Below are 13,668 nucleotides of genomic sequence, written 5' to 3'. Positions count from 1 at the left end.
GCCCCCCGCTCAGACGATCCGGAACGGCCGGGGGTCGTCCCGGTCGACGTAGACGGGCACCTGGTTGGCGGCGAGCACCGCGTTGTCGCCGACGGGCAGCCGCTGCACGCCGTCGCCGGTGGGGGCGCTGCCGGTCACCACGACTGCCGAGTCGGCGGGGAAGCGCACCAGTCGCAGGCTCCGGACGTCGGCGACGCCCGGCTCGTTCATGAGCGTCCAGATCACCTCGGCAGCCCGGACGGGTTCGCCGAAGGGCAGCTCGTCGACGTAGCGGCGGAGTCGGGCGTGCAGGCGGGCGCGCAGTTCGGTGGCGGCCGTGGAGGCGTTCACCGTCGCCGTCGAGCCGGTGGGCAGCGGCAGGCCACGGATCACCAGGTCGGCCTCGACGCCGATGCCGACCTCGTCGGCGCGGTCAACGGAGGCGAAGATGCCCACCGGCCGCAGGTCCTCGATGACCGACTCGACGGCGGCGTGCAGCCCGTCGGGGCCGTCCCAGATGGCCGCGGCGGTGGGCGCGACGAGCACCGTGACGTAGTACGGGTTGCCCAGGTCGCGTTCGGTGCTGAACACGCGCTCGATGAAGTTGAAGTTGCCGAAGATGGACTGGTTGAGGTCCAACCCGCCCCGGCCGTCGAAGACCTGCACCTGGCGTACGCCGGGGACGGTGGCCACTGCCAGGCCGATCGCCTCGGCCGTCCAGATGGAGCGGGGCGCGGCCAGCAGCAGTTGGCGGTAGCGGGCGTCGGAGACCTGCTGTTCGCCGCCGGTCAGCGCGACGGTGTGGGTGATCTCGACGAGGTCCTTGCCGGCGGCCTGCTCGGCGTCGTCCAGGTCGGCGAGCAGCGTGTCGGCCCGGTTCCACCTGTCGATCTTCTGGCTGGCCTGGGTGGGGTCGAGGTTGTGCGCGGGGCCGGGGTAGAAGGCGGCGACGGCTGGTTCCCGTTCGGCGACGGCGGCGGAGAGCACTACCGTCTCGTCGAGTGCGACGTGGTGCCCGCCGGGGGTGGACAGCCGCGCGCCCCGGGGCAGCGTGAGCTGGGTACGACCGGTCGGCAGGGCGGCCTTGAGCTTCAGCTTCACGGTCCCCCGGGCCGGCAGGTACGGCCGGGGAATGCCGAGTTCCTCACCGAGTCGGGTCAGCGCGTCGGCGGTGGCCGACACCACGTACGAGTTGTCGTAGACCGCGCCGAGGGCAGCCCACAGTCGGGCGTCCTCCAGGGCGGCCAGTTCGAGGACCTTGCGCAGGACGGCGCCGCTGGTCAGGTCGACGTCCTCGCCGAAGAGCAGGCGGGCGGTGGCGAGCTTCTCGGCGAGCAGTCGGGCGAAGGACTTGGGCACGAAGCCGGTTTCGACGATGCCGAAGCCTGTCGAGCCGGTGGCCCGCAGGGCGGCGGCGTCGACGGCCAGGACGTCGGCCAGCTCGGCCGGCATTGTCGGATCAGACACTGGGCAGCTCCCCGAGATGCACCGAGAGCCTGTCGTCGGTGATGGTTTCGAACTGGACCTGCACCTGGAGGGTGCGGGAGGCACGCAGCGCGGCGTGGGCGGCGTCGTCGGTGCCTGTGGCGCCGAGTCGACCGTCGTCGAGGTTCACGTCCACGATCTTGCGGACGCGAGGGTCGCGGTCGAGCAGCGTGATGATGCCGATGCGCACCTGCTCGCGGATGAGGCTCGGCTCGATCTGCTCGGCGAGGGCGTTGAGCCCGTCGAAGCCGAAGGTGGCGTCGAAGACGTTCGAGCCGCGCAGCGTGGTGAGCGCCACCGAGAGGCTCTGCGCCACGTTCTGGGTGCCGGCGACAAGCGCCAGCACCCGGCCGTCGGGGCCGTCGTCGAAGACGATGTCGCGGGCCAGGTCGACGCCGGGCATCGTGGGTTCGAAGGCGAGGCCCCAGCCGAGGTAGCGGCGCTGGGCGGCCTGCCGTTCCCGCTCGGTCCGGTCCACCTCAGACCGCCTTCAGCTTGCTCTGCCCGGCGGTGGCGGACAGGCCGGGGGTGGTGCCGTTGGTGGCGCCGCTGAGGGTGTCGAGCGCTACACCGACGTTGCCGACGAGCAGCTTTCCGGCGGCGCCGGTCGCCGAGACGACTTTCTTGCACTGCATCGTGGGGTTGCTGTCGGTGATCGTGCAGCCGGTCACCGACTTACCAGTGATGCCGTCGAGGCGTGTCACCTGAGCACCGGCCACGATCAGCTTCGCCTGACCGGCCGGGGAGACCGTCCCCTGGCTGGGGCAGTGCACGTTACTCGACGTGGTGAGCACGAATGCCATGTCGCTCTCCTCAGTGGACGTTCATCGCGTTGCCGACCTGGACGTCGACGTCGTCGGCGGCGATGGTGACGGTGCCGCCCTTGATGTTCACCGCGCCGTCACCGGCGTCCAGGTCGATCTTCTTGGCGGTGATGGTGATCGAGCCGTCCTGCTTCATGACGATCGACGAGCCGCCGGCGGCGTGCTCGATGGTGATGCTGTCGGCGTCGTCGGCGCGTGCCGGGCGCTGGCCCCGGCCGCGCAGCTCGTCCCGTCCCACCCGCACGGTCAGCTCGCCCACCTCGATGACCCGGTTGCCGTCGCCGTCGGTGAGGTCGTGCGTCACCTTGCCGTTGTGGTCGGCGGGCACCACCGTGTCGCCTATCGACGAGCGGCTGTTGGTGTCGACCCCGACGGGCAGGGACAGCCACCAGTCCCCCGGATGCGACACCGGGGCGTGCCCGGTGGGCCAGAGCGCGCCGACGTCAACCGGATCGTCCGGTGCGCCGTTGCGGTAGGCAAGCGCCACCCGGGTGCCCGGGTAGCGGGGCAGGATCAGCCCACAGCCACCCCACGCGAACGGGGTCAGGTAGGTCACCCCGGGCAGCGGCGCGGGCTCCTGCCGGCGTACCGGCAGGCGGCGGGCGGCATTGGGACGGCCGTCGGGGCGGACCAGCCCCTCCCAGACCGTCTCGGTCTGCGCGGGCGGCTCGACGGCGCCGCTGGCGTTGGTGGCCGCCGCGCGTACCTCGCCGATCTCCAGCCCGCGGGTCTCGCCGCGGGCCGCGCGGGCGGTCCGGCGCACCGCCTCGGCGGCGGCCACACCGGGCGACGACGCCGGGCCCGCCGGCTCGGCGGCGGCCACACCGGAGGCGTCGCTCCAGTTGTCCCAGGCCTGCGCGGGCGAGGAGACCTCCACGCCCTGCACGACGGTGACGAACCCGGCGGTACGCGACAGGGTGTGCCGGGCCGCGCTGAGGTAGAGCAGCTTCGCTCCCGCGCCCAGCTCGCCTGTCGACGGGGCGAACGGCGCGGCGAACGAGCCGAGCAACGCCGCGCCGACGCTGCCCAGCGTGGTGGCCTCGTTCACCGCGGGCGGGTCGAAGAGCACCAGGTCGCCGGGCTTGAGATCGGGGCGGCCCTTGAGGGTCAACGTCCATGCCCGGCGGCGCGGCGGCGCTGTGCCCCCCGCCTCGGTGGCCGCGTACGGGTCGCTGTCCTGGCTGCCGTTCTCGGTGCACTCCAGCAGCCCGGTGGCGAGGGTGAGCGGTTTCGGCTCGCCCTCCGGGTACGGGATGGGGCGCTTGCCGACGTGCACGGTGCCGTCGCGGATCAGCAGCATGCCCCGCCCGTACGCGTTGAGCGACTGCTGCAACGCGCCGCCGAGCCGGTCCAGCGCGGCACGGTAGGGCAGCCCTGCGCCGAAGGCGACGCGCTCGTCGCCGGACGCCTCGCTGGCACCCCGGGTCATCGTGCCGTCCGGGTTGGCACCCCAGGTGGCGATGTCCACCCGGGTCCGCTCGGCGATGGCCCGGACGGCGGCGGTGAAGTTCGCCGCCTCGAACCGTTCGGCGACCCGCTGCCCGAGCCGGGCGTACGCCTGCTCGACGAGGGTCAGCTCGGTGTCGTACGTCCGCTCGCCGGTGAGTCGGCGCACCTTCGTCACCCGCAGGACGGCGACAAGCGCCTGCGTCAGCTCGGCCGCCGACGGGCCGGCGTTGACGCCGACGAGGTTGGTGAAGAACGCGCCGACGGAGGTGTTGGCGTCGCGCCAGTACAGGTGCAGTTTCGCCACCAGCGGCGGTTGCCCCTCGGCGGTGCGCAGCGCCGCGAAGTGCTCGTCGATCAGCCCCTGCACGGTGATCGTGTACGCGCCGGAGCCGAGCCCCTCGGGCAGGGCGGCGTCGATGGCCGCGTAGTAGTCGGCGCTGGACAGCGTGAGCGTGGCGTCCTGGCTGAGCCCGGTCGGGGTCTCCCGGTGGAAGGTCAGGGTCCAGCCGGCGTCGTTGCCGACCGCCCCCTGGCGTACCTGGCCGGTCTGGAACGGCGTGAGTGTCATCGCAGGACCCTCCGCATCTTCTTGTCGAGCAGGTAGCGGTAGCGCAGCTTGCCGGGGCCGAGTTCGGATTCGACGCGCTGCGCGGGTGGGCGGCGACGCCAGACGAACTCGTTTATCGGCGGCGGTCCGAACTGGTCCACGGCCCGGTCGGCGGGCCGCCAGGCCAGGGTCAGCGTCGAGCCGTAGTCGCCGGAGCCGCGTACCGTCCCGGCGTGCAGCAGCCAGGCCAGCACAAGCAGCTCCACGGCGGTCGACGGGCCGGCACCGGTGGATGGGCCGGTGTCGGGGCAGACCCGGCGCAGGCCGGTGGCCAGTGGCACCGAGCCGAGGATCCGGGTGCCCTGGCGGACGACCAGGCGCAGCGGCACCCGGCCGACAAGCGCCGGGGCCCGGGGTGTGGCCGGCGGCGCGGGCCGGGGTGCCAGGTCGTCGGCGGAGCTGCTGACCACCGCCAGGGGGTCAGTGTTCAGCCATTGCCGGGCCAGGCCGGTGGGCAGGATCAGCACCGCGTGGACGCCCGCGCCGAGTTCGACGCGGTGCGGCAGGCCGGCGGTGAGGCTCTGCCGCACCTCGGTGAACCCGTCGGGCACCTCGACTGGTGTCTCCGGCAGCAGGTAACGGTCGATCGGGAACGGTGGCATCAGTTTCCCAACCCGTCGGCGAGCGCGCCGACTCCGATGCTTGCCACGTCGAGCAGCTTGCCGAGCAGGCTGGGACGGGGCACGTGGACGAGGGTGATTGTGGTGTCCAGGACGTCGCGGCGGGCCGCCGACGCGTTGAAGGTCAGCGACTGCACCTGCATGTCGGTGCGGATCGTCATGGACGTGACGAGGATGAGTCCGCCGAACTTCCCACCGGAGTACGCGGCCAGCGCGGTGCCGCGTTTGCTCGCCTCGGCCATCGTCTCCAGCGCGAACTTCCAGGCGTACCGTTCCGCGCCGACGAGCACGCCGGTCAGGGTGATGGTGTCGTCGTGGGTGGCAACGATCGCCTTGTGCGCGGTGGAGCCGATCGGCGGCAGGTGGTACGTCTGCGCGAGGGAGATCGCGGTGACCGCCCACAGCGGGATCGGCAGGACCCCGTCGCTGATGATCGCCGACGGCACCGTGCCGTACCGCATGAAGCTGCTGGTGATGGCCATGCTCAGCGCCCTCCGGTCGGTGGCAGCGGCACCGGCGCACCGGTGCGTTCGACGGCCAGGCCCAGGTCGCGCAGCGCCTGGCTGATCTCGCGGACCTCGCCAGCGGCGCTGGTGACCCGCAGCCTCAGTCGACGCTCTTCGAGGGCCCTGCTGATCCGCGCCGGCCGGGTCGCCGCCGAGCCGCGCCGGTTGATCCGGTCGATCTCGGCGGCGGCGTCCTCCATCCGGGAGATCGCGTCGAGGATGCGTGGGTCCGGTGTGAAGCCTGGGTCGCCGCGTTGCAGCCGTGCGATGCCGTCGCGGAAGTCGGCGGCGTCACGGCGCAGGTTGGTGGCCAGGTTCTCGGTGAGCGCGCTGACTCCACTGACGCTCGTCGACCGGTGTGACTTGTCGTCGATCAGCCACGCCCAGCCGTCGTGGCCGATGCCGACGAGGTCGGTGCCGGCGACCTTGACGTTGGCGTCCGGCCCCTTGAGGAACAACTCGATGCTGCTCAGCGAGAACGCCGCGCTGTACTCGCCGAGCACGCCCCGGCCGTAGGTGACCATGTCGTGGCGCAGGTAGGAGCGGAAACCGGGGCCGTCGTCGGCGCGTCCGCCCCGGTCCCGGAAGCGCTGCCACAGGGTGGCCAGGGCCTCCGGGTTGTGCGCGGCGAGCTGCTGGGTGAGCCACACGTCGCCACTGGCCACCACCGCCCGCAGGTCCGGGTCGGCGATGCGGGCCAGGATCTCGGCGAGGCGTGCCTCGCTCATCTGCAGGCCACGCGAGCGAGCCCGACCGAGGTCGTCGACGGCGGTCCGCAGCCGAGCCAGCTCGTCGGGTGTGAGCCGGCCACCGAGCCGGGTCTCCAGGTCCGCGACGGCGGCCCGCTTACCGCCCTCGGTCTCGCTGGCCACCGCCCGCCACAGCGCCTGCGGCTCCAGCTCGGCGGCACGGCGCACGGCGGCCTTCCGGTTTGCCGGCATGGCCCGGAACGCGTCGTCGACCACGGCGGCCGGCTCAACGTGCCGGCCGCCGCCGGCCTCGAAATCCCGCAGCAACGACTCGGCGTACGCGGCGGCGTCGTCGGCCAGGCGCAACGGCGCGTCACCCACGATCCCGTCGCGCGGTCGGCTCAGGTCGCGCATCTCCGTTCTGAGCTGGTCGAAGTACTCCCCCAACGCCGCCACCTGCGTCCCTTCGGGCAGGGGGCGGCCGTCGAGCACGTGGTCGAGGATCGAGGCGATGTTCTCCCGCAGCACGGCGATCCGCTCCAGCCTGCTCACCGCGTTGCCCAGGTGCAGGTCACCGACGTCGTCGACGATGCGGCGGATGAGGTGCTCCAGCAGCCGGCGGGACCGCACCTCACCGGCCTCGCTGTGCCCGGCAACCGTACGCATGAACCGGCGCAACCGCGGGTTGGCGTCGGCCGCTGCGTGTACCGCCGCGGAGTCCAGGAAGCGGCCCGCGCGGAACCGGCGGGGCGGGGTCACGGCCGCACCACCGGGACGCGGGGACCGGCGGCTGTGGGCTGGGAGTCGAGCACCATGAGGAGGAACCGGGCGCCCTCCGGGCCGCCGACAGCGCTGCGCAGCATCGCCTCCCGCTCGACGTACGCGAGGATCGGCTCCATGAGCTTCTGCACGACGCGCTCCAACACCTCGTTGAGGAGGATCTCGGTGACGAACGCCTGCAGCAGGTCCCGGGAAGCCGCCTCGATCACCTGCCGGGCGACCCGGCGCGCCACGTACCGACCACCGGACCGCAGTCCGGCACGCAGCCCGTACCGCAGGGCGACCCGGCCGCCGCGCACGGCCGCGCCGCCGATGGTGCCGACCTCCGGGATCAAAGACAGCGCCAGACCGAGGTACGCGGCGAAGAGCTCCACCTCCACCTCGGCGCGGGTGAGCACCAACTCCGGGTCGATCAACGCGCCGTACAGCCGCTCGCGCTGGTGCGCGTGCACCACGTCGCCCACCGCGACGGCCACCCCGACCGCGAAGCCCAGCGGTGGGCAGAGCACCGACAGGGCGATGATGCCGACGGTCAGCGCGAACGCGGACAACGCCTGCCTGCCCAGCTCACTGCTGAACAGGTCGTCGACGCCGAGCGTGTAGAAGCTGCTGCCGCCGAAAAACTCACCGATCTGCTGGTGGGTGACGAGGTGGATGCCCTGGAGGGCGTACCGGCCACCCGGGATGGTGGCCGACGGGATGTGTTCGCTGATCCGGCTGGCCCGGAACGCGAACCCGGCGTCTCCCCGGGCGCGGTCGAGCATCTCGACGTTGTTGCGCCGCATGTCCTGGAGCACCCGCCACAGCTCGTCGCGGATGGCACTGCGGTCACCGGCGAAGCGAGCCAGCACGTCGGGCAGGTCGGTGATCTGCTTGACGAGCGGGTCGATGCCCTCGGCCTCGCCACGCTGGATGACCATCGCCTGTTCGATGTCGGCGACGGTCCAGAGCACCCCGTGGGAGTCCCGGATCCGGGTCACCCCGTCCCGTTCGACGATCTCACCGGCTGCCCCGGGGCTGGCAAACGCGGCCTCCGCGGCGAGGAACGCGCCGGCGAGCGAGTGCGCCGCCCCGAACCAGGCGGTGGACGGGTTCGCCATGCTCGCGGTGGCGAGCGCCTCTCCCCCGGTGCTTGTGGCGTTCAGGAGGGTCCGGGCCGTCTCGTGCCGGCGCAGCCGGTCCCGCAGGCCCTGCAACTCGACGTAGTCGGTGAGCTGGGAGACGATCAGCCGCTCGAAGATCGGCGCGTACGCGGAAAAGTTGGTGATCCGCGTCTGGATGCCCTGCCGGGAGCTGAGCAGCAACTGCACGAGCATTGCCTTGTTGCCGATCACGAAGATCGTGCCGACGGCGTCCTTCACTGCCGGTGTGAACTCGTGCAGGAAGTGCAGGTTCCACGCTGCCGGGTGCTCGAACGCGGCGCTGCGGATCCTGGCCCAGTGCTCCGGCTTGCGGTAGACGGCCATGATCCGCTGGGCGAGGTGGTCCAGCCCCGGCACCACACCGGCGAGGTGACGCAGGAACTGGATGGCGGGCGAGGCGACCGGCCGGAAGTCCAGTGGTCCGAGCCCACCGGTGCCCTCCGGGACGGGCCGGCTGAATCCCTCCCGCTCCGCCGAGCCGACCATCACGCCGATCGCTGCGGCGCGGGCGCGCAGCACCGCGGCGGCCTGCAGACAGAAGGTCGCCGGGTAGCGGCAGGGCTGGTTCATCTGGAGCCGGAACGCGATGTCGTCCATCAGGCGACGCAGACCGTCGGCGTCCGCGCCCAGCGCGTCGAGGTCGAGTTCACCGTTGAGCGATCCGCACGCCGGTATCTCCGCCCGCTCACCGGTGACAAGCGGAAACCGGCTCGCGGTGGTGCTCGGCGGCGCGCTCGGGGCGCTCGGGTCGAAGACGAACCCGCCTCGTGCCGTATCGCCGGCTCCAGCGCCGGTGCCGCCCCCGTCACCGGTGCCGGTGCCGGTGCCGGTGCCGGTGCCGCCACCGTCACCCGTGCCGGTTCCCGAGGCTGTGCCGGCCCCGGTGCCCGTGCCGCCGTCGGTACCGGAGTCGGTGCCGCCGTCGGTGCCGCCGCCCGCGTCGGTGCCGGCACCGGGCGGAGCGTTGGGGTCGACCGGTCTCGTTTGGCGCTTTGCGACGGTGATCGGCAGCAGGTTGGCCCGCCCGGTCCAGTGCAGCGTCTTGTCGGTGGCCTCGGTGCCGATCAGCAGCAACGACGTGCCACCCACCTGGACGATGACCAGGCTGGTCGGTGTCGCGCCGCCCAGCGAATCGAGGATCCCTTGGACGCGCCGGTTCACCTCCGCGTCGACGGCCCGCTCGATCTGCGCCGCGTACTCCTCGGCGGTGGTGGTGCCACCGCGCGGCTGCGCGGTGCGCAGGCGGGTCCGGATGTCGGCGCCGAGCTCCTCGTCCACCATGGACACCAGCGCGGCCCGATCGGCGACGAGCCGACGGTCCACCGTTCCCGGTTGCGGGCTTGGCGTACGCGGCACGATCTGGAAGTGCGGTCGGGGGGTGGCCCGGAAGACAGTCTCGCCGAACCGGTCGAAGGTCAGGTAGGACAGCGGGGTGGTGGCGACGATGACCAGCCACACCCGCCGTCCATCCGGGCCGGTAACCCGGGCGATGACGCCAGCCGGGCTGCCCGACGACAGGGCCCCGTGCTGCCGGACCGCCTCGCGGGCCAGTTCGTCAAAGTGACCGATGAGGTAGGTGACTGGGCGTAACCGCCACTCGTAGCGCATCGGCGGCGGTTCGTCGCCGTCCACCGGCACCTCGGCGGCGTCGCCGGCGTCGTCGTAGGACGGCACCCGGTAGACCGCAAGCAGGCTGCGCAGCCGCTGCGGGTCGAACAGCTCGACCGCCGGCCGGCTCAGCGGCGCCGCCACACCGGCCGGCAGCCCCGGATCCAGCCGGGCGGCAGCGACCACCTCGTCGATGCGCTGGCGCAGCCGGGCCTCGAAGGCACGCCTGTCGTCCGGGGACACCCTCTCGCCGCCCGCGCCGGTCCAGCGGAACTCCGGCGCTGCGGCGCGTACCTCCAGGTAGCCGCCGCGGGGCGCGACCACCTCGCGGCGGGAGCGTTCCAGAGCTCGCGCGAGGGCCGCGCCGAGCGCGTCGGTCACCGCCTCCGGCCGCCCGGTCACCGAGCGCGCGTCCAACCGGATCCGCACCGGCACGTGCACCGAGATGGCCACGTCAGGACCGCCCGTCCAGGTGCTCGGCGAGCCGGGCCAGCGCGAGGTCGGCGAGGGCGTCGACGTCGACCGCGCCGCCGGCCGAGACCACCTCGATCTCCACCGGGAAGTGGTACGCGATGACAGCGCGATCGTCCTCGGCGACCTGCTCGGCCTCGGCTTCGCTACCGGCCGCCGGCAACACCAGCTCACCCGCGTGCACCAGGGCCAGCCCGGTACGGGTGACCCGGGCGGCACGGCCAGCACCGGTCGCCATCTGCTACCTCCGGTTGATCGTGGGCGGGTTGTCGTCGACTGTCGGTCGGTCGCGCGTCAGGGCAGCACGGACTGGTCGCCGGTCTTCGGGTCGACGGTGGCGGCCAGGCTGAAGCCGCTGAACGTCGCCGCCGGTGCGCCGGAGATCGTGGCGGTCGTCGGCGTCGCACTGGTGATCAGGCAGTCCTGCAACACGAAGGACGAGAACGCCCAGTCGTCGCCGGTGTGCTCCAGCAGCGCGATGTCGAACAGCTCGCCGTCGAGGGCCAGTTTGGTGAGCCGGCCGGCGACGTCACCGATCGCCTTGACTGTCATCGTGAAGTTCATCGACACCGGCGCGTGGATGACGCCCAGGTGGGTCACCTCGCACGAGTGCAGCGCCTCGACGTTGAGCGAGAAGGACGGGCTGAACGAGTCGATCGGGCTGATCAGCACCGTCTCGGTGCCCTTTGTGTACTGCACCGCGAGGCGGGTCTTCCACTCCATGGTCTGGTTCCTCCGGTCAGAACTTGGCCACGAGCGTGACCAGCAGGCGGCTCACGGCTGGGCCGTACGTGACGGTGACGACCAGGTCGACAGTGCGGTCGGCCCGGGCGGCGGTGACGATCGAGGTGTCGGTGGCGGTACGGGCGACCTCGGGGATGCTGAGGATGTCCAGCACCGGGATCTCGATGCGGTAGTCGTCGATCACCGCCTGCCGCTTGAGGGGTCCGAGGATGCCGTCGACCTGGGTCTTCAGCAGTGTCATCCCCGGCTTGGTGATCCGCGCGTCGCCCACCAGGCCGATCAGGCCCGCGCGGAGCATGAACTCGATCTGGTCGAGGGTGCGGACCAGGTCGACGTGCAGCAGGCTCGCGTCGCTTGTGAACAGCCGCCCGTCGGCGAAGTGCAGGCTCTCCCCGGTGATCAGGGTCGGGTCGATGATCGGCGTGAGGTTCGCCTCGGACAGGCCCTTAATCTCGGCGGGGCTGTACTGCTTGGCCACCGGGATGGCCACCCCACGGATCTTCTTCAGCACGATGCTGTGGTGCACCGGCAGCCCGGCCACGGCCGCCATCGCGGCGGTGGCCGCGTCGCCGTCGGCGCCCCGGGCCGCGATCATCATCATCCGGCTGGTGCTGCTCTTGAGTGGGTTCGCGGCCGTGGTGATGTCGGTGACGTAGGTGGGCACCTTGTCGGTGGCCGGGTTGACCATGGCGAAGCCGATGCGCCGCTGGCCGGCTGCGGACATCGTCTCCACGTGCGCCTTGAGGGCGTGCAGGCCGGTGGGCGCCCCCGCACCGGCCGGGTTGCCGACGTTCGTCTCGTTGGCCAGCGACACCATCGTGACGTCGTCGGCGGCCTCCAGCGCGCCGAGGGCAGCGGCGTAGTCGTCGCCGGACACCTTGACCCCGTACACCTTGGCGGGGCGCGGGTCCTGGAGGAACGCCAACTCCAGCGAGTTGTAGAGGGCGTTGCGGACGACGTTGCCGGCCTGCCGGCGGGCGAAGTTGGTGACCGCGTCGTCGAGGGTCTCGATCCGGACCGGCGTGTTCGCCGGCGCCGAGCCACCGTCGGCCGTGGACGGCGCCTTGCCGACCACGGCGATGACACCCGGTGAGCGCTGGGCCAGTGGCGCCGGAGGCGGCACGATCCGGACCTCGATGAACGGGAATGCTGCTGTCGGTGCCACGGGTCCTCCCGGACGGAGTTGCTGCTGTGGTCGGTGGGCGGCCTCGGCCGCCGTGGTCGGTGGGCGGCTCGCGGGCCGCTGTGGTCGGTGGGCGGGCGTTTCAGGTCGCCACTGCGGCGAGCCCGATGCCGCTGCGGGCCAGCCACTGGCCGGCGCGAGCGAACCGGGCGGCGCGCTTCTGCGCGTCGGTCCCGGTGTCGCCGCCGGGCCAGCCGTCGTCGTCGAACGTCTCGATGGGCACCACCCAGACCGCAACCACCCGGTGCCGGCGCCGGACGTCGTCCGGTGCGGGCACGTCCAGCCCCAACTCCTCGGCGCGAGCCCGCACGAGCCGGGTTTCGACGAGCAGGTCGGCCAGGGAGAAACCTCGGTCGCGGATCAGCACTGCGGCGGCGAACGGCAGGTGACGCGGAGTGGGCGGTGCGGCTGGCGGGGCCGCGTACCGCAGCTTCACTGTGGCACCGGCGACCTGCCCGCGCATGCGTGTCACCAGGTCGCCGGCGGTCGCGGCCCCCACACCGGCGAGCAGCCGGTCCAGGTGCGCGTCGGTGAACGCGGCCGGCTGGTGCAGGCCGTCCCGCAGCCGGGCCACCAGCCGGGTACGGCGCTCGGTCTCCAGCACCGCCGGGTCGGTTGGCAGCGCGCCCAGGTCGGCGACGATCTGCGGATCGACGTCGAAGGCGGGCACCGCCACGTCGAGGTCCTCGACCCGGTCCCGGGCCACGCTGGTACGCACCACCAGGCTGCCCCGCCACAGCGCGTCGATGCGCAGCGCCGACCCGCCGAGGCCGTGCAGCCGTACCCGCAGTTCGGTACGCGCGGTGCCGCCGGAGCCCAGCCATTCTCCCTCGGCCAGGGTCACCGGCGCGGCCGCGAAACCGAGCGTCAGCTCGTCGAACACCGCCGAGTACGGAGGCGCGACAGGCATCGCCTCGGTGTCGTACGCGGCCTCGACCAGGTGGGCCAGCGACTCGTCGTCGAAGACGGCGGCGCGGGTGCCCGGATCGGCCAACCGCACAAGCACCCCGTCGACGAAGTCCACCGCACGTTCCCCCCGCTGCCCGTGCCGGGGCCTACCGCCCGGCTCGGCACGAGAATTGCGAAGCGGCCGTCACCCGACCGTCACCGCCACCGTCACCGGACCCCGGGGCGACCCCGAGTGTCGGGAACTGAGCATCGGCACAGCGACTGCCGCCACGCCCCGACCACCGGCCACCGGCCACCGCGGCGCCGCACGTCACCAGCGCTGCGCCGGTCAACACGTCGCATAAGAACGCAGCGCCGGGTCGTCGCAGCGCACTACCAACGCGACGCCGGTCACCGCAGCGTTCCGAACCGGTCACCGCGACGTGCCCGACCACGCGGCGTGCCGAACCGGCCGACGCGACGTGCCCGACCACGCGGCGTGCCGAACCGGCCGACGCGACGTGCCGAACCGGCCGACGCGACGTGCCGAACCGACTGACGCGACGTGCCCGACCACGCGGGGTGCCAAACCGGCCGACGCGGCGTGCCGGTCAACGCGCGGGGCCGAGGTCGCTGTTGAGCTTGATACCGCACAGTCATCTTGATGCCACAGAGTCATCACGTTCACCGGAG

12 protein-coding genes are annotated in these 13,668 nt (G+C 72.4%); all 12 read right to left on the bottom strand.

Features of this window, described 5'->3' with window-relative positions; all coding sequences use genetic code 11:
- Positions 1-9 precede the first annotated feature (9 nt).
- A complete protein-coding gene (locus tag ADK66_RS26095; protein ID WP_157552928.1) occupies positions 10-1,446 on the bottom strand; it encodes a baseplate J/gp47 family protein in 1,437 nt (478 codons plus the stop codon).
- Entirely contained in the window at positions 1,439-1,942 is a 504-nt protein-coding gene (locus ADK66_RS26090; RefSeq protein ID WP_053659795.1) for a hypothetical protein, read from the bottom strand. Before ADK66_RS26090 ends, ADK66_RS26095 begins: the two co-directional genes overlap by 8 nt.
- Position 1,943: 1 nt before the next feature.
- Positions 1,944-2,267, bottom strand: coding sequence for a hypothetical protein (locus ADK66_RS26085; RefSeq protein WP_053659793.1), 324 nt, complete (start codon positions 2,265-2,267; stop codon positions 1,944-1,946).
- A gap of 10 nt (positions 2,268-2,277) precedes the next feature.
- Complete coding sequence (locus ADK66_RS26080) at positions 2,278-4,305, bottom strand: hypothetical protein (protein WP_053659791.1); 2,028 nt, start codon at positions 4,303-4,305, stop codon at positions 2,278-2,280.
- The gene (locus ADK66_RS26075) at positions 4,302-4,946 is read right to left on the bottom strand and encodes a hypothetical protein (RefSeq protein WP_053659789.1); all 645 of its coding nucleotides are present in this window, start codon (positions 4,944-4,946) and stop codon (positions 4,302-4,304) included. The genes ADK66_RS26080 and ADK66_RS26075 overlap by 4 nt, the downstream gene beginning before the upstream one ends.
- Complete coding sequence (locus tag ADK66_RS26070) at positions 4,946-5,446, bottom strand: hypothetical protein (protein ID WP_053659787.1); 501 nt, start codon at positions 5,444-5,446, stop codon at positions 4,946-4,948. Before ADK66_RS26070 ends, ADK66_RS26075 begins: the two co-directional genes overlap by 1 nt.
- A gap of 2 nt (positions 5,447-5,448) precedes the next feature.
- On the bottom strand, positions 5,449-6,918 hold the full coding sequence (locus ADK66_RS26065; RefSeq protein WP_053659785.1) for a hypothetical protein: 1,470 nt from the start codon (positions 6,916-6,918) through the stop codon (positions 5,449-5,451).
- Positions 6,915-10,142, bottom strand: a complete 3,228-nt coding sequence (locus tag ADK66_RS26060) for a hypothetical protein (protein WP_053659783.1) — start codon at positions 10,140-10,142, stop codon at positions 6,915-6,917. The genes ADK66_RS26065 and ADK66_RS26060 overlap by 4 nt, the downstream gene beginning before the upstream one ends.
- A gap of 1 nt (position 10,143) precedes the next feature.
- The gene (locus tag ADK66_RS26055; RefSeq protein ID WP_053659781.1) at positions 10,144-10,398 is read right to left on the bottom strand and encodes a hypothetical protein; all 255 of its coding nucleotides are present in this window, start codon (positions 10,396-10,398) and stop codon (positions 10,144-10,146) included.
- Positions 10,399-10,454: 56 nt separating this feature from the next.
- Positions 10,455-10,883: a hypothetical protein gene (locus ADK66_RS26050; RefSeq protein ID WP_053659779.1), complete on the bottom strand. Its 429-nt coding sequence runs from the start codon at positions 10,881-10,883 to the stop codon at positions 10,455-10,457.
- A gap of 16 nt (positions 10,884-10,899) precedes the next feature.
- Positions 10,900-12,069 (bottom strand): hypothetical protein, encoded by a 1,170-nt coding sequence (locus tag ADK66_RS26045; protein ID WP_053659777.1) that lies wholly within the window; start codon positions 12,067-12,069, stop codon positions 10,900-10,902.
- Between the two features lie 100 nt (positions 12,070-12,169).
- Positions 12,170-13,111 carry a hypothetical protein gene (locus ADK66_RS26040; protein WP_053659775.1) on the bottom strand — a complete coding sequence of 314 codons (942 nt, stop codon included), beginning with the start codon at positions 13,109-13,111 and terminating at the stop codon, positions 12,170-12,172.
- Between the last annotated feature and the right edge of the window lie 557 nt (positions 13,112-13,668).

The sequence above is a fragment of the Micromonospora sp. NRRL B-16802 genome (genome assembly GCF_001279555.1).
In the GTDB taxonomy this organism is placed as follows: Bacteria; Actinomycetota; Actinomycetes; order Mycobacteriales; family Micromonosporaceae; genus Micromonospora; species Micromonospora profundi.
Note: the sequence above shows the minus strand (reverse complement) of the source record. Positions and strands in the feature narration are given on the sequence as shown.

Bases quoted from the DNA above. Each gene is read 5' to 3' on its own strand.
- ADK66_RS26085 (WP_053659793.1), bottom strand. From the start codon at position 2,267: ATGGCATTCGTGCTCACCACGTCGAGTAACGTGCACTGCCCCAGCCAG.
- ADK66_RS26080 (WP_053659791.1), bottom strand. From the start codon at position 4,305: ATGACACTCACGCCGTTCCAGACCGGCCAGGTACGCCAGGGGGCGGTC.
- ADK66_RS26075 (WP_053659789.1), bottom strand. From the start codon at position 4,946: ATGCCACCGTTCCCGATCGACCGTTACCTGCTGCCGGAGACACCAGTC.
- ADK66_RS26070 (WP_053659787.1), bottom strand. From the start codon at position 5,446: ATGGCCATCACCAGCAGCTTCATGCGGTACGGCACGGTGCCGTCGGCG.
- ADK66_RS26055 (WP_053659781.1), bottom strand. From the start codon at position 10,398: ATGGCGACCGGTGCTGGCCGTGCCGCCCGGGTCACCCGTACCGGGCTG.
- ADK66_RS26050 (WP_053659779.1), bottom strand. From the start codon at position 10,883: ATGGAGTGGAAGACCCGCCTCGCGGTGCAGTACACAAAGGGCACCGAG.